This is a genomic window from Paracoccus sp. SSK6 (genome assembly GCF_039770665.1).
Classification (GTDB): Bacteria; Pseudomonadota; Alphaproteobacteria; order Rhodobacterales; family Rhodobacteraceae; genus Paracoccus.
Window position 1 is genome coordinate 137563 of the sequence record NZ_JBDPNJ010000003.1, and the last position, 24107, is coordinate 161669.

The window sequence follows — 24107 nt, forward strand, 5'->3', positions numbered from 1 at the left end:
TGCTGTGGGTCGATCATGCCGTCGCGCCTGCCTTTCGGTGTTCCGCCTGTTTCCCTGACTGTTGCATTGTTGATCGCCGCGTCAACCCGTCTTGCGGGGAATTCTCCGGCCAAGGCTTGCGGACGGCGGCCCGACCGGATAGCCGCCGGGGCTTTGCAGGAAAGGCCGGTCCATGTCCCCCACCCTTGCCCCCGTCCTTGCGATCGACTTCGGAACCTCGAACACCGCCGCCGCGATCATGGAGGGCGGCACCGTCCACCGCATCCCGGTCGAGGCCGGGTCGGACACCCTGCCCACCGCCGTCTTCTTTCCCGCACGCGGCGGCGCGATGCGCATGGGAGAGGTCGCCGCCCGCGCCCTGACCGGGGCCGAGGAAGGCCGCTACATGCGCGCGCTGAAAAGCGTGCTGGGCACGCCCCTGATGCACGAATCGCGCCTGATCGCCGGCAGGCGGCGGACGCTTGCGGATGTGATCGCGGGCTTTCTGGCCGAATTGCGCCGGCGGGCCGAGGTGGCGGTCGGCCACGGCTTCACGCGCGTCCTGTCGGGCAGGCCGGTGCATTTCCATTCCGATCCCGCCCGCGATGCCCAGTCCGAGGCCGACCTGCGCGCCTGCTATCACGCGGCGGGCTTCACGGAGGTGGCCTTCATGCCGGAACCCGAGGCCGCGGCACTGGCCTGCCACGGAATGGGCGGGGCCGGGGAAACCGGGCTGATCCTGGATATCGGCGGCGGCACCTCGGACTTTTCGGTCTATCGGACCGAGGGCGGACGGGTGCGGATTCTGGCCAGCCACGGCATCCGTCTGGGCGGGACGGATTTCGACGCGGCCCTGTCGCTGACCCATGCCATGCCGCTGCTGGGCCATGGGGGGCAATTGCGGCGCGAGATGGGGCCGGGCCTCTTGCCGGTGCCGAACGCCATCTATGCCGATCTGGCGACATGGGCGCATATCCCCTTTGTCTATACCCCGGAAAACCGCAGGCTGGCCCGGCAGATGGCCCGGCTGGCGGTGGAACCGGCGCCTCTGGAGCGATTGGTCACAGTGCTGACCGACGAACTGGGCCATGACCTGGCCTTTGCGGTCGAACGCGGAAAGATCGCGGCCAATGGCGGGACGGGCGACAACATCGCCATGGGCTTCATCGAACCGCGCCTGGCCGCACCGATCAGCGGGCCGTCCTTGCGGGACGCGCTGCAGGGCCATGGCCGCGACCTGGAAGAAGCAGTTGCGGAAACCCTGTCGCGCGCGGGCGTGGCAGCGGAGGGGATCGGCAGCGTGGTGCTGGTGGGCGGGTCCAGCCTGATGGGCCTGGTGACGGATCTGGCGGCGCGGATGATGCCATCGGCGCGTCTGCACCGGTCGGACGCCTTTACCGCCGTGGTCGATGGTCTGGCTTTGGCGACAGGGGAAGAATAGCATTCCAAGGCAGCCCGCATCCGCAGGAAACAAAGGTTTTTCAGCCATTCAAAACTTGCATCTTGCCCTGTGCTAAGGGATAGCGGGCCATCCCTGCCCGACCATGCCAGCCGTGACGAAAGCAAGAGTTGACGCCATGAACAGCCATGCCGCCCCCCCGATCACCCCGGCGACGCTGACCCATCTGCAGCGGCTTGAGGCCGAAAGCATCCACATCATGCGCGAGGTGGTGGCGAATGCCGAAAACCCGGTGATGCTGTATTCGGTGGGCAAGGATTCGGCCTGCATGCTGCATCTGGCGCGCAAGGCCTTCTATCCGGCGCCCCCGCCCTTTCCGCTGCTGCATGTGGACACGACCTGGAAGTTCCGGGCGATGTATGAACTGCGCGACCGGGCGGCCAAGGCGGCAGGCATGGACCTGATCGTCCACCACAACCCCGAGGCGATGGCGCAGGGCATCAACCCCTTCGACCACGGCAGCCTCCACACCGACATGTGGAAGACCGAGGGGCTGAAGCAGGCGCTGACGCAGTACAATTTTGACGTGGCCTTCGGCGGCGCGCGGCGCGACGAGGAAAAGTCCCGCGCCAAGGAACGGATCTTTTCCTTCCGGTCCGCGAACCACCGCTGGGATCCGAAGAACCAGCGGCCCGAGTTGTGGAAGCTGTATAACACCCGCAAGGCCAGGGACGAATCGATCCGGGTCTTCCCGCTGTCGAACTGGACCGAACTCGACATCTGGCAATACATCCACCTGGAAAACATCGAGATCGTGCCGCTCTATTTCAGCGAACCGCGTCCGGTGGTGGAACGCGACGGCTTGCTCATCATGGTCGATGACGGCCGTTTCCCGCTGAAGGATGGCGAACAGCCGCAGATGCGGTCGGTCCGGTTCCGCACGCTGGGCTGCTATCCCCTGACCGGGGCGGTGGAATCCAATGCCCGCACCCTGCCCGAGGTCATCCAGGAAATGCTGCTGACCACCACATCCGAACGCCAGGGACGCGCCATCGACAAGGACCAGGCTGCGTCGATGGAGAAGAAGAAGCAAGAGGGGTATTTCTGATGACCGCCCAGGATCCCGTCTATGTCGCGGACAGCCTGATCGCCCAGGACATCGACGCCTATCTGCTGAAGCACCAGCACAAGACCATGCTGCGCTTCATCACCTGCGGGTCGGTCGATGACGGCAAGTCCACCCTGATCGGCCGCCTGCTGTATGACAGCAAGATGATCTTCGAGGATCAGCTGGCCTCGCTGGAGGCCGACAGCAAGGTCTCGGGGACGCAGGGGGGCGAGATCGACTTTGCCCTGCTAGTCGATGGCCTGGCGGCCGAACGCGAACAGGGCATCACCATCGACGTGGCCTATCGCTTTTTCGCCACCGACAAGCGCAAGTTCATCGTGGCCGACACGCCGGGGCATGAACAGTACACGCGCAACATGGTCACGGGCGCGTCCACCGCCGACCTGGCGGTGATCCTGATCGACGCGCGCCAGGGCGTGCTGACGCAGACGCGGCGCCACAGCTATCTGGTGAACCTGCTGGGGATCCGCAACGTCGTTCTGGCGGTCAACAAGATGGACCTGGTCGATTATTCGGCAGAACGGTTCTACGAGATCGTCAGCGACTATTCGCATTTCGCCAAGCAGATCGGGATGGACAGCTTCCTGCCGATCCCGATTTCCGGGCTGAAGGGCGACAACATCGTCACGAAAAGCCCCGAGATGCCCTGGTACCAGGGTCCGGCCCTGCTTGGCCACTTGGAGGAAGCGCCGGTCAACGATGCACGGATGCAGGACCGCCCCTTCCGCATGGCGGTGCAATGGGTGAACCGCCCGCATCTGGATTTCCGCGGCTTCGCGGGCCAGATCAGCGCGGGCAGCGTGCGTCCGGGCGATGCGATCCGCGTCCTGCCCTCGGGCAAGACCACGACCGTCAAGGCGATCCCGACCTTCGACGGCGACCTGGACCAGGCCGTCGCGGGCCAGTCCGTGACCCTGACCTTCGCGGATGAGATCGACTGTTCGCGCGGCGACGTGATCGTGCAGGCCGACGCCCCTTGCGAGACAGCCGACCAGTTCGAGGCGACGCTGGTCTGGATGTCCGAGGCCGAGATGCTGCCGGGCCGCCCCTATCTGCTCAAGATCGGCACCCAGACCGTCAGCGCCACCATCACCGAGCCGAAATACGAGGTGAACGTCAACACGCTGGAGCATCTGGCCTCCAAGACGCTGGGCCTGAACGCCATCGGCGTGGTCAACATCTCGACCGACCGGCCCATCCCGTTCGAGGCTTACGGCGACAACCCCGACCTGGGCGGCTTCATCCTGATCGACCGGATGACGAACGCCACCATCGCCGCCGGGATGCTGCATTTCGCGCTGCGCCGGTCGCAGAACATCCACTGGCAGGCGACAGACGTGAACCGCGAGGCGCACGCCGCGCAGAAGAACCAGCGGGCCCGCGTGGTCTGGTTCACCGGGCTGTCGGGGTCGGGCAAGTCCACCATCGCCAATATCGTCGAACGCAAGCTGCACGCGATGGGCAAGCACACCTTCCTGCTGGACGGCGACAACGTGCGCCACGGGCTGAACCGCGACCTGGGCTTCACCGATGCCGACCGCGTGGAAAACGTCCGCCGCGTGGGCGAGGTCGCCAGGCTGATGGCGGATGCGGGTCTGATCGTGCTGACGGCCTTCATCTCTCCCTTCCGGTCGGAACGGCGGATGGTGCGCGACATGATGCCCGCAGGCGAGTTCATCGAGGTCTATGTGGACACGCCGCTGGAGGTGGCCGAGGCGCGCGACGTGAAGGGCCTTTATAAAAAGGCGCGGTCGGGCCAGTTGAAGAACTTCACCGGCATCGACAGCCCCTATGAGGCGCCCGAACAGGCCGAACTGGTGGTCAACACCGTCACCCTCTCGGCCGAGGATGCGGCCGACCGCGTGATCGAGGCGATCCTGTCGCAAGGGTGAACCACGGCCCTGCGTCCAGACCGGCATCCGGCAGGCAACCCGACGGATGCTGTCTTTCGTCGCAGGAACCGGATGGGCCGTGCAAACCAGCGACCGCCTTTGCAGGCCGTTTCTAGAGCTGCCGAAGGGCCTCGGCCACCGTCTCGTCCAGGGGCCGCCTCGTGTCCAGCCGGATGGCCCCCTCGTCCGGGCCCGGTTCCTCCAGCGTTTCCAGTTGCGATTGCAGCAGCGAGGGCGGCATGAAATGGTCGCGCGCCTTCATCCGCGCCAGGATCACTTCGGCGGGAGCATGGGGATAGACCAGCACCAGCGGCCCGATCCGGTCGCGCAGCAGGTCGCGATAGCTGCGCTTGAGGGCCGAGCAGGCAAAGACCGTCCGCCGCGTCCGCGCCGATTGGCGCACCGCATCCGCCAGGGCCAGCAGCCAGGGGCGCCGCATCGCATCGTCCAGCGGCTGGCCCGCCGCCATGGCGGCGCGGTTTTCCGGCGGGTGATAATCGTCGCCCTCGATGAAGGCGGCGTCCAGATGGCGGGCCATCGCCCCGGCGATGCTGGACTTGCCGACCCCGCTGGGGCCCATGACCAGGATGGGGCGCTGCATCGCCTCAGGACGCATCTTGCCAGTCCATGCGCTCGATCCCGCCGCAGGCGAAGCGCGCCAGATGGCGGTCGATGATACCCTGCAGGCGTCGAACCGCCACCGCGCCGGTGCGGGCAACCCTGCAGTCCAGACTGGCGCCCGAGGCAACCAGCCGCGCGGCACCGGGGGTGACGGCGCCTTCGTTCCCCTTGATCGTGGCGGGGATACGGTGGTCGAAATGCTCGCAAGGCCAGGTCATGGAGCGATGGGCAGGGCCGGCGCCTGGAGTTTCGCTGGTCATCGGATGTCCTTGCGCTGCCGGATACGGGCCCGATGAAGGCGTCCAAGAGACAGGGTTGTCAATCACCAGCCTGACAGGCGGCTGTTGACGTTTCGTCAACCCGCGGATCTTCTGGAACCAGCCTTGGACGCGCCACGTTAATGACACGTAGTAAAATTGCCTGACAGCAATAACTTAACGAGTTCGCCCGCCAATTTTTGGCGGGCATTTTCGCATGTCAGCCCCCCTTGTCAGAATGCGAAGATGTCATCGGCGATACCCGCAACCGTAAGGCTGGAGCCCGCAACAAACAGCCGGTCGCCCTCGCCCAGGTCAATGACCACGCCGGCCGAGGTCCTTGTCATATGATCGCGCATGAAGGCGGTGGGACCGCCCTCCAGCAGATCGGCATCGATCAGCAGGCGGTCGATCCCATGCTGATAGGACTGGATCGTGTCCGACCCGCCGCCGGCCTCGAAGACAAAGCTGTCGATCCCGGCACCGCCGCTCAACAGGTCGTTCCCCTGCCCGCCGTTCAGGGTATCGTTGCCATCGCCGCCCGACAGCGTGTCTGCACCCGCCTCGCCCATCAGCCAGTCGGCTCCGGCATGGCCGGACAGGGTATCGTTCCCCGATCCGCCAAGCATCCGGTCCGACCCGTTGCCGCCGGAAAGCGAATCGTTCCCCGCGTTGCCCCACAGCTTGTCGTTGCCATCGCTGCCCGTCAGGCGGTCGTTCCCGTTGCCGCCCTGCAGGCTGTCATGCCCCGTCCCGCCATCCAGCTGGTCGGCGCCGTCGCCGCCGATCAGCCGGTCGTTTCCCGAACTGCCGCGCAGGGTATCATTGCCCGCGCCGCCGGACACCCAGTCGTCGCCGCCCCCGGCCTGCACAAGGTCGCTGCGCGAGGTCAGCCGGTATTCGTCATTGCGCGACGTTCCGGCCGTCGCCGCCTTGAATACCTGCCCATCGAATGTTTCCCGCCAATCGTCATAGGTCGGCAGGACGGCGCTGTTCTTCAAAGGCGCGACACGCGTGAAGCCGCCCGTGTCGATCCGCACCTGGCCATCCGTGTCGGCAAAGTTCTGCACCGCCATCAGCACCTTGTAGTCGCGCGCCCCGACCTTCAGGTATCCAACCTGCAACCCGATCCCCAGATAAGCCGCATCGCCCATGATGTTGGCGTGATGGCCGGGACTGTTCATCAGGTTCTGGTGCAGTTGCCGGATCTCGTCCCTCAGATCGCTTTCCCCCTGGATGCTGACATAGGCGATGTTTTCGGCGGTCATCCACGACCCGGACAGATCGAAGCCCGCGCCCTCGATCCGCTGGCGGGCCGTGGATCCGCCTTGCCCGGCATGGGAAAACACATCCGCGTCCAGCATCCAGCGGCTATGGGCATCGGCCGAATCGTTCAGGCGCTTTTCCAGGGACAGGGATGCCAGCCCTTCGGCGCGGCGGTCCTGGTTGATCAGGCTGGCGAAATAGCGTTCGTTTGCATTGGCATGGGACATGAGCGGCCTTCGCGGAATCGGGCAGGATCATGCAACCCTAACGCGAAAATTCCCAAAAGGATGCCGCCAAATAATGAGAATGCAAGATATTGCCGATGCCTGCCTTTTGCGGGCCTGACCGACAGGGCAGGGGCATCCGCTGCCCCTGCCCCGCCCATGGTCAGTAATCCCGTTCGAAATAGATCCCCAGCGTGCTGTCGCCATCGCTGCCGACCGAGCCCCGCGCGGTCAGCGAATCCGTCACGTCAAGGTTCAGGTTGATCGAGCTTTTGCCGTCCGCCCCGACCGAGACATCGGTGTACAGGTTCTCGGACAGGTACTTGCCCGCGCGGACCTGGACATTGCCGTCGTCGTCGGTGGCCAGGTCCAGGTCGTCCAGGCCAACCTGGTTGCGCAGGTTGCCGATGATCCCCTCGCCCCCGCGCCCGGCGAGCGTTGCGATGGCATTGGCAAGCTGGGCGGCCTGCAGCGGGCTGATGTTTTCAAGCCCGCGGGAGAACAGCAGGTGGGACAGCACCTCCTCCTCGGGCAGTTCGGGCGAGGATTCGAAGGTGATGTCGGGGTCGCGCACCTCTCCGTCGATGATGATGCGGGTGGTGATGCCGTCCTGTTCGGTTTCGGCCACAAGGCGGATCACCGGGATCAGGCTGCCTTGCAGTTCCACCAGACCCTCGGTCAGGTCGAAGCGTTTGCCCAGCAGGTCCACCCGGCCCCGGATCAGTTCCAGATGGCCGATGGGAATGGCGTTGCGCGTGGTGCCCTGCACCTGCAGCGATCCGCCCAGTTCCGCGTCCACCCCGCGCCCGCGCACGAAGACCTGGTTCGGGGCGTTGATGAGCAGATCCAGCCGCGGCGGCGCGGCGGGCGGGGTCGAGGGCGGACCCGCCAATCCTGCCTCGCGGGACGCAACGCTGGGATAGGGTTCCAGCCCGGCCTTGGCGCGGGTGGACCGGACCGGGCGCGTGTCGCCCACATGGTTGATGTCGGGGATCGCCTTGGCGCCCCCCATCCCGGTCGAGGGGATGCGGATCTCGGTCTCGCCCAGGTCAATGGTCCCAGAGATCAGCGGGCCATCGGCATTGCGGCCCGACATGCGCAACCGGCCGTTGATCTCGGTCTGGTACAGGTTCGGGTCGCGCGCGATCACCCGGTCCAGCACGATTGCCAGATCCAGCGTGCCGCCTTGCAGATCGACCGGCCCGCTGACCTGCACCCGCCCGCCGCTGGCAACGGCGGCCTCGGCATTCACGCCGATGCGCCCGCCCGCCAGATCGGCGGTGACGTTCACCCCCTCCAGCCGGATGCCGACGCCGGGGTCCGAGATATGGCCGTCCGTCAGCCGCACCTGGCCGCTGACGGCCTGCAATGACGGCGCGCCGTCGATGGCCAGGTCGAAGGACAGCGGGCCCTCGATGCTGCGGGTGCGGATGAAGGTATTGGCGATGGAGGCGTCGCTGGTGCCGTTGATGCGCAGATCCACGGTCTGGAAGCTGCGCGCAGCACTTCCCGCCACCTGCATCCGGGTATTGCCCGGCGCGGTGGCGTTCAGGTCCAGCACGAAATTCGCGCCCTCCTCGCGGATGCTGCCGCGCGCCTCGACCGGGCCGGGGAACTCGGGCTGCAGCAGGCCCAGATCGGTCAGGCGGGCTTCGACGGTCATGCCGCTGGCGGTGTCGCCATTGGCCTGGATGCGCAGTTGCGGGTTCTGGACGTTCAGCCGCTGGAAGGACAGGCCCGCCTGGCCCTGCGTGGCCGCGACATCGAAGCTGGTCTGGCCCGCCAGCAGCGGGTCGACGCGCGGCTGGCCCAAGGAAAGGCCGTTGGCCGTGCCCGTGGCGCTGATCCGGCGGGTGGTCCCCTGCTGGACCAGTTGCGCATCGCCGCGCAGGGCGCCGCTGATGCCGTTGCCCAGGAAGCGCAGATCCTGCGCCTCGACCCGCGCCTTCACATCCGTCTGGTCGCCGCCGATGGTGCCCGTGGCGGTCACGCCCAGCCGGGGGTTGTCGATCCGCGCCTGTTCGATGGTGAAGACCCCGTCCCGTTCGGTTCCGGTGACGGCCAGCCGGGTTTCCCCCGCAAGCGCGCCGTCCACCTGCGCCTGGCCGAAGGACAGGTCGCGCCCGGTGCCGTTGACTTCCAGCCGCCGGATGCCGTCGCCCGCCTCGGCAAAGCTGCTGGTCAGATCCAGCGCGCCGCGCCAGCCGGGGCCGAAGGGCGCCAGCGACCGGACCGTCGCATCGGCGGAAATGTCCGTGACGCCGGGGCCATAGACCCCCTGCGCCTTGGCATTGATCTGGTCGTTGACCAGTTCCACATCGCGCAGGGTGACGGTGCCGTCCTTTTCCTCGGCCTGGACGCGCAGGCGGGTGGTGCCGGTCAGGGCGGCGTCTGCGTTCTGGACGCCGAAGGACAGGTTCCGGCCCGATCCGGTCAGGTCGATGAAGCGCGTGCCCTCCCGTTCGGACAGCCGCGCCATGGCGTCGAAGCCGCCGGTCCAGCCCTGGCGAATGGCCGCCAAGTCGGGGACCGACAGATCGACGCTGGCGTCAAGCGCGCCTTCGGCAAAGCTGCCGCGCCCTTCGGCCCGCAGTTGCGGGTTGGCAAGGCGGAACACCTCGACCTCGAAGCCTTGGGGCTTTTCGGCGGCCAGGACGGTCAGCGTCGTTGTGCCGGTCAAGGCATTGTCCAAGGCCTCGATGCCGATGCGCAGATCGGCGGCCTCGCCGCTGACGGTCAGTTGCCGCGCGCCGCTGGCGCCCGAGAGCTTCGCATCCGCCTGGAGCGCGCCCGAGAAATCCGGGTCGGCGTCCTGCAGGGACGGCATGGAGATGGTCGCGGTCACGTCGCTGGACAGGCTGTTCACATAGCCCTGCGCCTGCGCGGTCAGACGCTGCGCGTTGACGGCCAGCCGCCCGATCTCGATTCCGGTCGCGTCGCGGCGGGCGTCCAGGGTGATGGTGGATTGCCCTTCCAGCAGCCGGTCCAGTTGCGGCTGGTCCACGGCGATGTCGCTGCCGGTGACGGTGGCATCCACGTCGAAGCCGCGCGTCAGGAAACTGTAATAGCCGGTGACACTGGCATCCGCCCGGCCCTTCACGTCCCGCCCCGCCAGGGTCGAAAGGCGCGCCAGATCCTCGTAGCGCGCATCAAGATCGGCCGAGGCCACGAAGCCGCTGCCAAGACCCGACAGCAGCAGGAAGCCGTCCAGGCCATAATCGCTGCCGTTGACCGACAGGTCGGTGAATTCGACCGCGTTGCCGGGGGTGAAGTCGAAGCGGGTGCTGCCGGTGATTTCCGGCCCGATGGCTTGGGCCAGGCCCGCATCGGTAAAGACCATCTGCCGCGATCCGAAGCGGATGCCACCGTTCACCGATTGCAGGCTGCCGCCGTCCAGAACCACAGCGCCCGACCCGTCCAGCCGCAGATCCCCCAGACGCAGATCGCCCAGATCCAGGGCGCCGACACGGCCGTTCAGGGTCCAGCCCTGGCCCTGGGCCGCGTCATACTGCAACTCCAGCCGTCCAGATTCGACGGTCGCATCTTCGCCCGCGAAGGGCAGGGGAACCGGCACCTGCGCCGCGCCCGCATCCGATCCAAGGGTAATCAGCAGGTTGGCGTTCTGCGGCGCGCCCTGGGCGTTCACGGCCAGGTTGCCGTCCAGCGTCAGCGCCTCGGTCGCGAGGTTCAGGGTGGGGACCGCCAGCCGCCCGTCGTCGCCGCGCCAGCCTTCGGCCAGAAGCTGCACCTGATTGCCGAAGAAGCTGCGGTTTTCCGGCGCCAGAAGCGAGGCCACGTCGCCGCCCAGTTGCAGGCGGAAATTGGTGCCGGGATTGCCCTGCTGGTCGGGACCGCCCGCTGCGGAAACCCGGCCGGTCACGCGCGGCAGCCCGTCGGTCGCCAGCTTGATATCGACGCCGAAATCCTTGATCTGGCCTTCGCCGCTGATTTCCGCCACGACCGAAGGCTTGTCGTAAAGGTCGATCAGGTTGACCAGCAACCCGTCCTCGGCCTCGTCCAAGGTCAGGTTCATGCGCAGGATCTGCGTGGCGTTGGAAAAGCCGGTATCCAGGTTGAAGCTGCCGCGCGGGCCGTCCAGCCGCTGGATCGCCAGCTTGGCCTGCCCCTCGCCGCCTTCCAGGCTCATGCCGCCCTGCATGGAAATGGCGGCGGCAAGGCCGATCACGGGCTCGCCCAGTTCCACCCGGTCGGCCTTGATCTGGTTGATGTTGAGCGCGACGGGCAGGTCGGGCAGGGCGAATTCGAACTCACGCGCCTCGGCGGTGGGAGCCTTGGCTTCGCTGACGGGCAGGCGCGGCAGCAGGATCTCGCGGGCCGACATTTCCGCGATCTCGATCCGGCCGCGCAGCAGGGCGGACCGCGTCCACTGGATCGCGCCGTCGTTCAGCGTCAGCCAGACGCCGTCCCCGTCCGCGATGGTGATGCGGCGGAAGGTCGCGCGGGACGACAGCGCGCCCTCGAAACCCTCGATCACGACCTCGCGGCCCGCGCTCGACAGGTTGCGTTCCAGAAGCCGGGTCAGAAAGCCCCGGTCGTCGCTTTCCTGCCGGGAAATCTCGGCGGCGGTCTGCGCCATCACCGACAGCGGAAACAGGACCGCGAAAAGGATCAGCCAGAGTTTGCGCATCAGCCCCGTCTTCATCAGCCCGGTCTTCATCAGAACGCCTGCCCCAGTCCCAGATACAGTTGCACGCCCTCGCCGGTGTTTCCCCCGGTCGGTCCGGCCACGTCGAAACGCAGCGGCCCGATGGGCGTGTTGTACCGAACGCCGATCCCCGCCCCCGAGTGCCATTCGCTGCCGCCGTTCCAGCCGTCTTCCGCCCAGACCTCGCCGTAATCGGCGAAGGCCACGACGCCGATCTTTTCGCGCACCTGCCAGCGGACCTCGGCCGACAGGTTCGCCACGCTCATGCCGCCGGTCTTGATCGGGCCGTTCGGACCTCGGATCTCCTCGACCCCCAGCGACTGATAGGGCTGGCCCCGCACGGTGCCGCCCCCGCCCGAGAAGAACAGGTAGTTGCGCGGGGTGTTCTGGATTTCGCTGCCCAGGACGCTGCCGATGCGGGCGCGGCCCGCCAGGGTGAAGCGGTCCTCGGGTCCAAGCGAATAGAAGGCGCGGCCTTCCCCCAGCACGCGCACGCCGGTGTCGGTGCCGTCGAAGCCCTTGAAGGGCGTGGCGTCGCCCTGCAGGTAATAGCCGCGCTTGGCGTTGTTTTCTGTGTCCCGCGCGTCCCACATCACGGATGTCGGAAAGGCCAGCACCTTGAAATCCGTCTCGCCCAGGTCGTCATAAACGCGCGAGAACTGGTACTGCACGCTTGTGTCGAAGGTGAAGCGGTCGCTGAAGACGTGGTTGAAGCCCAGGCCGATCAGGCCGGTATCCTCGTCGTAATCCTCCTCGCGCATCCGGGTCAGGCTGGTCAGGACATAGGCGGTGGTATCGGGCGTGACCGTGGCGGGGCGGTCGATGCGCAGCGTGACGCGTTCGTCCCGGCCGCTGGTGTCGGACCCGATGTCCTTGACCTCGCCCTCGATCCGCAGGCGCTCGCCGCCGCCCAGAAGGTTGCGGTGCATCCAGTAGGCCGACACCATGGCCCCGTCGGTGCTTGATATCTCGAACCCCGCGCCGATGCGGCGGGGCTTCTGTTCGACCACGGTCAGGTTGATGTCCATGCTGCCATCGGGGTTGAGCGTCTCGGCCTCCTCCAGCGTGATGGCGGAAAAGACGCCCGACCGGCGCAGGCGCTTCCTGACATCCTCGATCTCCTTGGGGTCGAACCGCTCGCCTTCGGGCAGGCCCGCGATCTTGTGCAGCCGGCGCGGGTTCATGCGGTCGTATCCGCGCATGTTCAGGCGGCCGAAGCGGACGGCGGGGCCGGGGGCAAGACCGACCCGGCTGTCCACCACGTTGTTGTTGTGATCGGCGGTGATTTCCTGGCCCGCCACGTCGGCCTTGGCATGGCCCACATTGCGCCAGCCCTCGACCCCCGCGCGGGCGGCGCTGCGGATGGTGCCGGTGCCCGCGATGCCGCCCTGGCGGTATTCGGCGGGCAGTTCGGTCCGGGGGGCCAGCGGCGCGATGGCCGCGCGGGAAAAGCGGAAGCGCGGGCCGGTCTGGACGGCGACCACCACCTGGCGGACGGTGGCGGGGGCATCCAGGGGCGCGATCTCGGCCGCCTCGATCCCATCCAGCGTGATGTTGATGATCGCGGAATAATAGCCCTGGTCGTAAAGATTGCCCAGGATGCGGGCGTAATCGGCCCGTGCCGCCGCCAGCACGTCCTGGCCGGTGGTGCGGCCTTCCGACAAGGCGCCCGAGATCAGCGAGGCGTTGCGCAGCGTCTGGTCCAGATCATCCGCGCCTTGCACCTGGAAGCGCAGCGATACCGGGCCTTCGCTCTCATCCCGGCCGCCGAACAGCCCCGAGAAGGGGTTGGATGACTGCGCCCAGACCGCGCCCCCCAAGCCCGCCGTGGCGACGGCCACCAGCACCGCCCGCAGATATGCCCGCATTGTTCCTGCCCGTGTATGTGTGTTCTTGCTTTGGGGCCATTTGAACAGGATCGACCCGGCGGATCCAGCGATTCATGGGCAAAAAAACGGCCAGCGTTCAGCTTTCCGTGAGCTGTTGCCCTCAGGACAGCGCGGCAAGGCAGCCATGCAGCGCCGCCATGTCGTCGCGGATCAGGAAGACCGGCGTATTTTCAGGAATGTGGCGCATATAGGGCTCGGCCAGGAAGGACGCCTCGAAGCGGTCCATGCGGTCGGCGATGCTGCGGCCCACGCTGCCCGCCAGGAACAGCCCGTCCAGGGGCATGAAGCGCAGCGCCAGTTCGCGGCACAGAAGCCCCACCAGATCGGTGAACAGGTCATAGGTGGCGTTGGCCGCCGGATCGCCCGCGTCGGCTGCGGCGTCGATCTGTTCGCTGCGCACCGGATCGGTGCCGGTCAGGGCCGCGTGCAGCCGCGACAGCCCCCGGCCGGCAAAGGCTTCCTCGGTCGAGATGAAGCCCTTGACGGCCTCGGGGCCCACCGCGTCCAGCAGGCGCAGATAGATGTTGGCGGGCAGGCTGGTATGGCCTTCCTCGGCCTCCAGGGCGGCAATGGCGCCGCCGGGCAGACTGCGCACGGCGCAGACGTTGAAGCCGGTGCCCAGGTTCACGACAAGGCCCTGGCCGTTGCGCGCCCGGCTGGCGGGCGCAACTCGCAGGGTGGCAAGGCCATCGCCGGACAGGACGGGGGTGGCATAGCCCATCGCGGTCAGATCGTTGATGAGGCGAACGTGATCGGCATCGGTCAGCCGCGCCAGCCGGTCCTCGTCGAAGTCCCAGTCGCGGTTGGTCAGGCTTGCCCGCCCGCCGCTGACCGGGCCCGCCACGGCCACGCAGACGGCGCTGATGCGCGGCTGGTCCTGTTCCTGCAGGAACTGGCGGACGACATCGTCGAAGCTGGCATAATCGTCGCCCCGGAAGCGCGTCACGGTCTGCCTGTCGATGATGCCGTTGCGCGCGATCGCCAGCCGGGCATTCGTGCCCCCCACATCGCCCAGAAGTATCGCCATTCTTATCCGCCTCTCCTGCCGCCTTGGCCCTTCAACTCGCGACAGAATTGCCCGGTTTCCATGGGCGGCGCAACGCCGCGTCATGGGCCCTGTCGGAACCCGATCCGGTGTCCACACGTTTTTCCCCCAGCAAACACTGGATGAAAGGCCGAAACCATGACCCGCATCGCCAACCGCATCGCCAGCCTGGGAATGGCCGGCAGCGTCGTGGCTCTGATGGCCATGCCTGCCGTTTCAGCGACGCGCCCAGACCAGCCCGTGCAAGCCTGGTCCGCCATGGCCGGCGTCGAAACCGCCACGCTGCTGGAACAGACCCAGGATCTGCCCACGTCCAACATGGCGGTGGGCGACCAGCCCTATTGCGCCGATGATGCCGAGATTCACCAGACCCTGAAGCACGACTTCAACGAAGCCCCCGTCCCCGGCGACGGCCATGCCGCGACCGAGCTTTGGGCATCCCAGCAGATGGGCACCTGGACGCTGGTCGCACCCCGCAAGGACGACACAAGCTGCATCATCGCCTCCGGCATCGGCTATGACACCGCGCGCGATGTGGATGTGTATTACCAGACGGCGGGGCTGCGGTAGGGGCAAGATAGAAGCGGTATAGTCCGCTTCCGTGAAGGGGCGGGAGAAGGAAACGCACTGCGTTTCCCCGCCCGCGTGATCCGGCTCCATCAGAGACATTGCCACCTAAGCCCACGATAGGCCAGCGCCCGACGCCGGTGGGCGTGAAGCGCAGGGCGAAGGCGGTGGCCTTTGCCAGTCTCTGTGGTTCAACCCACCCGCCGCAGGAACGCCCGTGTCCTGTCATCCTGCGCATCGCCGAAGATCTGCGCGGGAGGGCCCTGTTCCACGATCCGCCCGCCTTCCATGAAGACGATCCGGTCGGCGATCTCGCGCGCGAATTGCATCTCATGCGTGACGATCAGCATGGTCTGGCGGCCATCGGCGATGCTGCGGATCAGATCCAGAACCTCGCCCACCCATTCGGGATCAAGGGCGCTCGTCGGCTCGTCGAACAGCAGCAGGTCGGCATCCAGCGCCATGGCGCGGCCGATTCCCACGCGCTGCTGCTGGCCGCCGGACAGGGCTGCGGGATAGCTGTCGCCGCGGTCTGCCAGCCCGATCTGGGCCAGGATTTCATCGGCGCGCCCCATGGCCTTGGGCTTGGACCAGCCGCGCACGGTGGTCAGGCCTTCCATGATGTTCTGCCGCGCGGTCTTGTTGGCGAACAGCGCATAGTTCTGGAACACGAACCCCGTCCGCCGCCGCAGCGCCAGGATCTGCGCCCGCGTCGCGCGGGCCGCATCGACCGACAGGTCGCCCACCGTGATGCGCCCGGCATCGGGGCGGTCCAGCCAGTTGAGGCAGCGCAGCAGCGTCGATTTGCCGGTGCCCGAGGGACCGATGATCGCCACCCGCTCACCCGGTTTCAGGCACAGGTCGATGCCGTTCAGGACCGTCGTGGTCCCGAACCTCTTGACCAGCCCGGCGATGTCGATTTCGCATTTCATCGTGCGGCTCATCGTGCGGTGGCCTTTCCAAGACGGCGTTCCATCCAGCGCTGGCCCACGGACAGAACCTCGACCATGATCCAGTAGATCACCGCGACGACCAGGAAGGCCTCCAGATACAGGAAGCTGCCCGCCGCCTCCTTCTGAGCCGCCCCCATCATCTCGGTCACGCCCAAGGTGAAGGCCAGCGAAGTGCTTTTGATCAGGTCGATGAAATAGTTCATCAGCGTGGGCGCCGCCACGCGGGAGGCCTGCGGCAGCACGATGCGGCGCAGAAGCTGGCCCTGCGTCATGCCGATGCTTTGCGCCGCCTCCCACTGGCTGCGGTCCACCCCCAGGATCGCGCCCCGGATGCTTTCCGCCATATAGGCGGAAAAATGCAGCGTCAGGCCGATCACCGCCGCCGTGATCCCGTCGATGCTGGTCATCGCCGGGAACAGTTGCGGCAGGCCGTAGTAGAACAGGAACAGCTGCACCAAGAGCGGCGTGCCCCGGAAGAAGCTGATGAACACCGCCACCACGCTGTCAGCGACCGGCACATGCAGCACGCGCACGATGGCCAGGACCGCCGAAAGGCACAGCGCCGCCGCCATCGCGACCAGCGCCATGCCCAGTGTCAGGGGAACATAGCCGAGGATGACCGGCACCAGATCCCCCATATAGGCGGTATCCAGCCCCCTCATTCGGCGGCGGCCAGGGGCTTCGTCACATCCGCATCAAGCCATTTCTGCGAGATTTCGGCCAGCTTGCCGTTTTCCTTCAACTGCGTGATGGCGGCATCCACCTTGTCGCGCATCGCCTGGCCTGCCTCGTCCTTGCGGAAGGGCAGGGCGTTTTGAATCTCGCTGAAGGGCTGGCCCGCCAGGGCCAGGGGCAGGGGGCTTTCCTTGATGACCTGGGCGGATGACACGCGGTCCATCACGAAGGCATCGACCCGGCCCAAGGCGGTGTCCTGCTCGATGTTCGATTCATAGGTGCGGATGTCGATTTCCGACGCATAGGGCAGGGCGCGCAGCAGTTCCTCGTAGTTCGATCCCAGGTTCACGGCGACCGACTTGCCCTTCAGGCTTTCGGGGCCGGTGATCGTGCCCTCGTTGCCCTTCTTCACCACCACCTGCGCCCCGTCATAGACGTAGGGCTGGGTAAAGGCGAACTTCGCCTCTCGCTCGGGCGTGATGGTGATCTGGTTGGCGACCGTGTCGATGCGGCCCGATTCCAGCGCGCCGATCAGGCCGGAAAAGGACATGGTGACGAATTCGATGTCGTCGCCGGTGATCTCGCCCACGGCGTTCATCAGGTCCACCTCGAAGCCCTGCAATTCATTGGCGCGGGTGAAGGTGAAGGGGAAGTATCCGCCCGACATGCCGACGCGGATCGTGTCCGCGGCGGCGGGCAGGGCGGTCGTCAGGGCCAGGATGGCGGACAGGATGGTGCTGCGCATGGCGAAAACTCCTTGATCTTCATTACCTTCAGATGCGCCGGGCGGGCGGGCCGCGCAAGCGGCCTGGCGGGGAAAAGAACCGGCCTTGCGGTGGCGGCGGGCAAACGGGACAACAGGTGCCGGGAAACGGGCAAGGGCGGAACAATGTTCCCCGGCCCGCCCGTCGCGGACCCGGATCACGCGATTGCTCCCTTGGCGAGCGCGGGGCACTGTGCCACAAATCCCGCAAGCAACGAATTTCCGAAAGGTTCCTGGCATGTTCCGTTCCGCTGCCACCTCGGTCCTGGCGCTGACCCTTGGCGCCGCCCCCGTCCTGGCCGATGTCACCCCGGCCGAGGTCTGGGAAAACCTGCAAAAGACCTATGCCGGCTATGGCTATCAGGTCACGGGCAAGGCCGAGGATGCGGGCGGCACGCTGACCGTCACCGATGCCGTCTTCACCGCAACCGCCGAAAATGGCGGCACGACGATCACCATTCCCCGGCTGACCTTCCAGGAAACCGGCGATGCCAAGGTCCGCATAGTCATCGACAGCGACGTGGCCCTGGAAAGCCGCTTCACCGTCCCCGCGCCGTCTGACGCGGACGAGGACGCCCCCGCCGAGGGGACCGAGCCCTCCACCCAGCCTGATCCCGCCCAGCCCGAAACGGTCGAGGCGACCATGACCGGCACCCTCAAGGCGCCGGGCAACGAAACGCTTGTTTCCGGCACGCCGGAGGACATGCTTTACGAATACAGCTATCCGTCGCTGGCCTTCGACATCGCCATGCCGGCCGATCCGGCCCAGGGCACGACCCTGCCCCTGTCCGGCACGCTGAGCGATGTCACCGGCACCCAGCGCAGCGTCACGGGCGATGGAACCCGGACGACCTTCGACGTGAAGGCGTCCGAGGCGACGATGCAGGTCGCGGGCACCATGCCGGAAGGCAATGATGGCCCCGGCAGCGTGAACATCCAGGCCAGGATGACCGGGCTGTCCAGCACGGGTTCGGTCAAGACCCCGGCCGAGGCGGTGGATCCTGGCGCGGACATGGCCAAGGCCCTGGCGGCGGGCTTCGACCTGCAGACCACCCTTGCCTTCGAGGCGATGAATGTCAGCTTCGATGTCGCGGGCAAGGACGAGAACGGGCAGGACCAGACCGGCAAGGGCACCGTGCAGAACGGCGCGACGGACGTGGCGATCCAGATGTCGGCCCAGGGCATCGGCTACAAGGGGAATGTCGCGGACACCAGGGTCGAGGTGACGGTCAGCAGCCTGCCCTTCCCGGTCAGCTATGGCGCGGACCGCACGGGCTTCGACCTGCTGATCCCGGTCAGCAAGGCGGATGCGGCGCAGCCCTTCAGGTTCGCCTATGCCCTGGAAGGGCTGACCTTCGCCGATGGCATCTGGGATCTGTTCGACCCGAACAAGCAACTGTCCCGCGATCCGGCCAGCCTGGCCATCGACCTGTCGGGCGATGCGATGGTGACAAGGGATCTGTTCGACCCGGCCATGGCCGAAGCCGATGCCGCCGCCCCCACCGATGCGCCCTTCACGCCCAAGACCCTGACGATCAACAAGATCGCCCTGGACGCGGTCGGCGCCAAGGCCGACATCAGCGGCGCCCTGGACTTCGGCGACAACCCGAACGAGCCCGTGGGCACGCTGAACGGCACGTTCGAAGGCGTGAACGGGCTGATGGACAAGCTGGTCGCCATGGGCCTGGTCCCGCAGGAACAGATGATGGGGATGCGGATGATGCTGGCGATGTTCGCCAAGCCGGACGCGGGCAATCCCGACCGCCTGACCTCCGAGATCGAGTTCCGCGAAGGCGGGTCGATCTTCGCGAACGGCCAGCAGGTCAAGTAAGCCAACCCCGAAAGGCACGGGCCGGGGCAGGCGTCCCGGCCTTTTCGTTTGCGGCCCGCCGCGATGCGCCGCAAAACAGGCTGACGAGTTGAAGGAGAAGCCATGTCATCCGTGGATTTGCAGGCCTTGGCCGAATCGCTGGTCGATGCGGCGCGGCGGGCGGGGGCGGACCAGGCCGACGCCCTGGCCTCTCGCGGTCAATCCACCAGCATCGACATGCGCGGCGGCGTCCTGGAACATGCCGACCGGGCCGAGGGGGTGGAGATCGGGCTGCGCGTGCTGATCGGCGGACGGCAGGCCAGCGTCTCGGCATCCGACCACAGTCCGGCGACGATTGTCGAAATGGCCGAACGGGCGGTGGCGATGGCGCGCGAGGCGCCGGTCGATGACATGCTGGGCCTGGCCGATCCCGACCAGCTTGCCCGCCAGCGCGACGCGGACGGGTTGCAGATCGCAGACGACCGGCCCGATCCCTCGCCCGATCACCTGCAGGACATGGCCCTGCGGGCCGAGGCCGCGGCGCGCGACGTGCCGGGCATTTCCCAGGTGGAATCCGCCAATGCCGGGTTCAGCCGCCGCTTCCTGTGGCTTGCTGCCTCGAACGGGTTTTCGGGGGGTTACGGGCGCACGACCCATGCGATCTCCACCGTCGCCATCACCGGCGAGGGGCTGGGGATGGAGCGCGACTATGCCGGGGAATCGCGCGTCTGGGCCGAGGATCTGCCCGCGCCCGAGGAGATCGGCCGCCTTGCCGCCGAACGGACGCTGGCCCGCGCCGGGTCGCGGAAGCCGCCCACGGGGGCCTTTCCGATCCTCTATGACCGGCGCGTCGCATCATCCCTGATCGGGCATCTGCTCTCGGCGGTCAACGGCGCTGCCGTCGCGCGCGGCGCAAGCTGGCTGCGCAAGGATCTGGGCCAGCCAGTCCTGCCCGAAGGGTTCGACCTGACCGAGGATCCGCTGCGCCCGCGATACCCATCGTCCCGCCCCTTCGATGCCGAGGGGCTGCCGACAAGGGCGCGCAAGATCGTCGAGAACGGCGTGCTGCAAGGCTGGACGCTGGATCTGGCGACCGCGCGCAAGCTGGGGATGGACAGCACCGCATCCGCCGCCCGCGGCATGTCCTCGGCCCCCTCGCCCACGAACAGCAACGTGATCCTGACGCCGGGCTCCGCCACGCAGGACGACCTGATCGCGCGGATGGGAACGGGGCTGGTGGTCACGTCCATGCTGGGCGCATCCATCAACGGCACGACCGGGGATTATTCGCGCGGCGCGGCGGGCTTCTGGGTCGAAGGCGGCAGGATCAGCTATCCCGTCAACGAATGCACCATCGCGGGCAACCTGCGCGACATGCTGATGACGCTGGAGGCCGCGAACGACGCCCTGCCCTGGCGCGGGGCCGAGGTGCCCAGCCTTCTGGTCCGGGGGATGACCGTTGCCGGGGCCTGAGGAGGATCTGGCCCTGCTGGTCCGCGCGGCCCAGGCCGCCGGGCCGATCGCCCTGTCCTTCTGGCGCGCCCAGCCCAAGGCCTGGGACAAGCCCGACGACGCAGGCCCCGTGACCGAGGCCGATCTGGCCGTCAACGACGCGCTGCAGACGATGCTGACGGGCGCGCGTCCCGATTACGGCTGGCTGTCCGAGGAAAGCGAGGCCGATGCATCCCGCCTGGACGCGCGGCGCTGCTTCATCATCGACCCCATCGACGGCACCCGCGCCTTCATCGCGGGCCAGCAGGGATTTGCCCATTCGCTGGCCGTGGCGGAAGGCGACCGGATCATCGCCGCCGTGGTGCATCTGCCCGCGATGGACCTGACCTTCACCGCCTTCGCCGGTGGCCCCGCGCTGCTGAACGGCCAGCCGATCCGGCCCAGCGACCACGGCCTGGCGGGCGCGCGCGTGCTGACCTACAAATCCGCGACCGAGCCCGAGCATTGGAAGGATGGCCGCACCCCGCCCTTCCGCCGGGAATTCCGCCCGTCGCTGGCCTGGCGGCTGTGCCTTGTGGCCGAGGGCCGGTTCGACGCCGCGCTGTCGGTCCGCCATGTCTGGGAATGGGACATCGCCGCGGGCAGCCTGATCGCGCAATGCGCGGGCGCCATCGCCACCGACCGGCACGGCCAGCCGATGCGCTTCAACAGCCCGCGCGCCACCGTGGACGGCATGATCGTCGCGGGGCCGAGGCTGCATGGGGAAATGCGGGCCGGCATGGCGTGATCCGTGGTATGATCGGGCCATCCCCCGAGGGCATCCCGATGGCACGCAAAGACATCAGCATCGCCAATTTCAACCTGCTGAACCTCAACCTGCCCGGCCAGCCGATCTATGACGACGACGGCTGGAGTCAGGATCAATACGACGCCAAGATCGCCTTTTCCGAACTCGTCCTTGACGACATTGGTGCCGACATCATCGGCTTTCAGGAATGCTGGGATGCCGAGGCTCTGGCCGAGATCTTCGACCGTCCCGCCTTGCGCGGCCGCTATGACCTGGTCGCCCGCACCACCGACCCGCCCGGCATCCAGGTCGCCCTGGCCGTCCGCAAGGGGATGCTGCAGGACGATCCCGAATGGATCGAGGATCTGCCCGACGACGCGCGTTTCATCGACCTGCAGGAAGCCCGCGACGCGGCGGAATCGGTCAGCGTCACGATCCGCAAGTTCTCTCGCCCGCTGCTGCGCGCGGTGGTGAACAAGGCGGACGGCACGCCCGACATCACCGTTCATGTGGCCCATCTGAAATCCAAGGGGCCGACATCGCTGCGGGACGACGGCGGCAATCCGGTGCTGCGCCGCCACAGGCTGATCGCGCAGACCGTGGTGTCCCATGTCCGCCGCATGGTCGAGGCCGGGGCCCTGCGCGCCATCCTGAACGACAGGATGCGCGGGAACGACGATCCGGTCGTGGTCCTGGGTGATCTGAACGACGCCACCACGTCGGTTTCAACGGAACTGCTGACGGGAAATCCTGGCTATCGCTTCTTTGCCAAAAGCACGGCGGGCCACAAGTCGGACCTGGGGCTCTACACGGTGGAAAAGCTGCAGCAGCTGCGGTCCTTCCGGCACGTCTATTACACCTATATCCACCAGAACCAGATGGAGTCCCTGGACCACATCATGGTGTCGGATTCCTTTTACGATCATTCGGCGATCCGCCGATGGTCGTTTCGGGACATGCGCGTGCTGAACGACCACCTGACCGCGACCGATGCGGAACGCAAGCGCCTCGGCTTCAACGACCACGGCATCATCGTGGCCCGCTTCGACTGGAACCCGATGATCGAGGAGGCCGAGAAGATCCTGGAAAACGGGCCCCTGGCCTAGATCAACCCCGACCGGGTGATCCCCAGCAGACCCCCTTGGCGCAGGGTGGCGACCGGATAGCTGTCGCTGCCCATCAGGTCCAGGGAAAAGCCCGGCTCGACCTTCTTCAGCGCCTGCAGGGCCGACAGGGCGCCCGCCTCGTCCCGGCGCCGGTATCGCAGCGCCGCCAAGAAGCGCAGCGAGGGGCGGTTTTCCGGGGCGAACTGCTGGACGGCGTCGAAGCGCTGCTCGGCCTCGTCAAAGCGGCCAAGGCGGGTCAGGGCGATGCCCATGCGCATCTGCCAGGTGGCGGGGTTCAGCACCGACAGCGCCTCGGCCAGGCCTGCCTGCGCCTCGCGGTGGGCCTCCTTGTGGCGGCCCAGATCGGTTAGGGCCTGCGAATAGGCATAGCGCGCCAGGGGATTGCGCGCATCCATCTGCACCGCCTGCTGCGCCAGCCAGTAGCTGACCTGGCCGTGGTTCAGATAACCCTCGACCACCGATCCCACGGCCAGGGCGGTGGCGCTGTAGGGATCGGCCTCGCGCGCCCTGGTGGCGAAGTCCTGCGCTTCCCGGATGCTGCCTTGGGGATCGGGCGCCAGGCGTTCGAAGACCTGCGTGGTGCGCACCCAGGCCCGCAGCGCCATGGTCAGCGAGGCGTTGATCCCGTCGTCCATCCGGGCCAGGGCCTGTTCGGCGCGATGCAGCCGGGCCTGGTTGAAGCTGAACACATCCGCGAAGGACACACCAAGCGCCGCATCGACGGTGCGCACGGCCTCCAGCACGCGCATCACGCCCACGCAGACCTGCGCCGTGCAGTCGTTCATGGCGCCCGTCAAGTTGCCCGCGTCCAGCACGAACTTGTGCGACCAGAACAGCCGGCTGCTGGGCCGGTGGCTCAGCTTGACCAGCAGATGGATTTCCCCGTTCAGGCGGTTGGCCACGGCCGACAGCACGATGGCCGATTGCCCCGGATCGGCGCGGTCGGGCATGGCGACCATCGGCACCAGGTCGCAGACCCGGCCTGCGGCTTCGCCCATGACCATGGCCGCGATCACGCCGGTCTCCACGTCGCTTGCCACCGGATCGGCCGTCAGCAGCACCGGCAGGACCGAAGGCTCGGCCACGGGGGGCGTCAGGGCCTGTTCGGCATGTATCCGGGCGTCGCGCAGCCAATTCTCGAATTCGGGATCGGGGATGTCCAGGTCGGCGGCGAATTCGGGCATCTGCCCGTCCGGGCCCGGCCGCGCGGTCATGTCCAGCCGGACCATGCCGCTGTCCAGGCCCACCCATCCCGGCCCGCCGACCAGGGCATCCCGGTCATCCCCCAGGCTGATGCGGATTTCGCGCAGGACCTGGCGCAGGCTGGCATTGGCCTGTTCGGGTTCGCGCGTGCTGAACAGCAGATCCTGCAGCCGCGCGCGCAGCACCCGCATGGCCACAGCGCTGCCCATGACCGCCAGCGCGCCACGGGCCCGCATCCCGCGTGGCGTCAGGCGCAGGTTCCCCTGACCGATCAGGTCAACGGGCCCCATCAATCTAAGCGTCAGCGATTGCATGGCAAGAAAAGCTGTAGGCGAAATCCTTTACCGTTGTTACGCTTTCCCCAAAGTCAAAGATACAGTGTTTTCGATTCACCTTGGTTAAT

General features: G+C 67.1%; 18 protein-coding genes. 8 read left to right on the forward strand and 10 right to left on the reverse strand.

The window, feature by feature from the left end:
• The first annotated feature begins 172 nt into the window (after positions 1–172).
• The 3 genes from AAIL68_RS03800 to cysN all read left to right on the forward strand — a co-directional run bounded on the left by AAIL68_RS03800 (position 173) and on the right by cysN (position 4399).
• Complete coding sequence (locus AAIL68_RS03800) at positions 173–1420, forward strand: Hsp70 family protein (protein WP_347138185.1); 1248 nt, start codon at positions 173–175, stop codon at positions 1418–1420.
• 136 nt (positions 1421–1556) lie between these two features.
• Entirely contained in the window at positions 1557–2486 is a 930-nt protein-coding gene (gene cysD, locus AAIL68_RS03805) for a sulfate adenylyltransferase subunit CysD (protein WP_347138186.1), read from the forward strand.
• Positions 2486–4399: a sulfate adenylyltransferase subunit CysN gene (gene cysN / locus AAIL68_RS03810; RefSeq protein WP_347138187.1), complete on the forward strand. Its 1914-nt coding sequence runs from the start codon at positions 2486–2488 to the stop codon at positions 4397–4399. Before cysD ends, cysN begins: the two co-directional genes overlap by 1 nt.
• Positions 4400–4511: 112 nt before the next feature.
• On the opposite strand, the gene AAIL68_RS03815 is transcribed toward cysN, so the two are convergent.
• From AAIL68_RS03815 to AAIL68_RS03840, 6 genes are all read right to left on the reverse strand, one after another.
• Positions 4512–5000, reverse strand: coding sequence for a gluconokinase (locus tag AAIL68_RS03815; RefSeq protein ID WP_347138189.1), 489 nt, complete (start codon positions 4998–5000; stop codon positions 4512–4514).
• 4 nt (positions 5001–5004) lie between these two features.
• On the reverse strand, positions 5005–5280 hold the full coding sequence (locus AAIL68_RS03820; protein ID WP_347138190.1) for a DUF2218 domain-containing protein: 276 nt from the start codon (positions 5278–5280) through the stop codon (positions 5005–5007).
• 230 nt (positions 5281–5510) lie between these two features.
• Positions 5511–6770 (reverse strand): CAP domain-containing protein, encoded by a 1260-nt coding sequence (locus AAIL68_RS03825; RefSeq protein ID WP_347138191.1) that lies wholly within the window; start codon positions 6768–6770, stop codon positions 5511–5513.
• Between the two features lie 160 nt (positions 6771–6930).
• Positions 6931–11445 carry a translocation/assembly module TamB domain-containing protein gene (locus tag AAIL68_RS03830; RefSeq protein WP_347138192.1) on the reverse strand — a complete coding sequence of 1505 codons (4515 nt, stop codon included), beginning with the start codon at positions 11443–11445 and terminating at the stop codon, positions 6931–6933.
• Positions 11445–13301 (reverse strand): autotransporter assembly complex family protein, encoded by a 1857-nt coding sequence (locus tag AAIL68_RS03835; protein ID WP_347138193.1) that lies wholly within the window; start codon positions 13299–13301, stop codon positions 11445–11447. The genes AAIL68_RS03830 and AAIL68_RS03835 overlap by 1 nt, the downstream gene beginning before the upstream one ends.
• A 121-nt stretch (positions 13302–13422) precedes the next feature.
• Positions 13423–14349, reverse strand: coding sequence for a glucokinase (locus AAIL68_RS03840; protein WP_347138195.1), 927 nt, complete (start codon positions 14347–14349; stop codon positions 13423–13425).
• 156 nt (positions 14350–14505) lie between these two features.
• Between AAIL68_RS03840 and AAIL68_RS03845 the strand changes: the two genes are divergently transcribed.
• The gene (locus tag AAIL68_RS03845) at positions 14506–14937 is read left to right on the forward strand and encodes a hypothetical protein (RefSeq protein WP_347138196.1); all 432 of its coding nucleotides are present in this window, start codon (positions 14506–14508) and stop codon (positions 14935–14937) included.
• 188 nt (positions 14938–15125) lie between these two features.
• Here the strand turns inward: AAIL68_RS03845 and AAIL68_RS03850 are convergent, their stop codons facing one another.
• The 3 genes from AAIL68_RS03850 to AAIL68_RS03860 are packed head-to-tail and all read right to left on the reverse strand — an operon-like array spanning position 15126 to position 17307.
• Complete coding sequence (locus tag AAIL68_RS03850) at positions 15126–15878, reverse strand: amino acid ABC transporter ATP-binding protein (protein WP_347138198.1); 753 nt, start codon at positions 15876–15878, stop codon at positions 15126–15128.
• Entirely contained in the window at positions 15875–16549 is a 675-nt protein-coding gene (locus AAIL68_RS03855) for an amino acid ABC transporter permease (RefSeq protein WP_347138200.1), read from the reverse strand. Before AAIL68_RS03855 ends, AAIL68_RS03850 begins: the two co-directional genes overlap by 4 nt.
• Positions 16546–17307, reverse strand: a complete 762-nt coding sequence (locus AAIL68_RS03860) for an amino acid ABC transporter substrate-binding protein (protein WP_347138202.1) — start codon at positions 17305–17307, stop codon at positions 16546–16548. The genes AAIL68_RS03855 and AAIL68_RS03860 overlap by 4 nt, the downstream gene beginning before the upstream one ends.
• 256 nt (positions 17308–17563) lie before the next feature.
• On the opposite strand from AAIL68_RS03860, the gene AAIL68_RS03865 reads away from it, so the two are divergent.
• From AAIL68_RS03865 to AAIL68_RS03880, 4 genes are all read left to right on the forward strand, one after another.
• Positions 17564–19156, forward strand: a complete 1593-nt coding sequence (locus AAIL68_RS03865) for a DUF2125 domain-containing protein (RefSeq protein WP_347138203.1) — start codon at positions 17564–17566, stop codon at positions 19154–19156.
• Positions 19157–19258: 102 nt separating this feature from the next.
• On the forward strand, positions 19259–20608 hold the full coding sequence (locus AAIL68_RS03870; RefSeq protein ID WP_347138204.1) for a TldD/PmbA family protein: 1350 nt from the start codon (positions 19259–19261) through the stop codon (positions 20606–20608).
• Positions 20595–21374: a 3'(2'),5'-bisphosphate nucleotidase CysQ gene (locus AAIL68_RS03875; RefSeq protein ID WP_347138205.1), complete on the forward strand. Its 780-nt coding sequence runs from the start codon at positions 20595–20597 to the stop codon at positions 21372–21374. The genes AAIL68_RS03870 and AAIL68_RS03875 overlap by 14 nt, the downstream gene beginning before the upstream one ends.
• A 38-nt stretch (positions 21375–21412) precedes the next feature.
• Complete coding sequence (locus tag AAIL68_RS03880) at positions 21413–22480, forward strand: endonuclease/exonuclease/phosphatase family protein (RefSeq protein WP_347138206.1); 1068 nt, start codon at positions 21413–21415, stop codon at positions 22478–22480.
• Here AAIL68_RS03880 and AAIL68_RS03885 read toward each other — a convergent pair.
• On the reverse strand, positions 22477–23997 hold the full coding sequence (locus AAIL68_RS03885; RefSeq protein WP_347138207.1) for an SARP family transcriptional regulator: 1521 nt from the start codon (positions 23995–23997) through the stop codon (positions 22477–22479). The genes AAIL68_RS03880 and AAIL68_RS03885 overlap by 4 nt on opposite strands.
• Positions 23998–24107 lie beyond the last annotated feature (110 nt).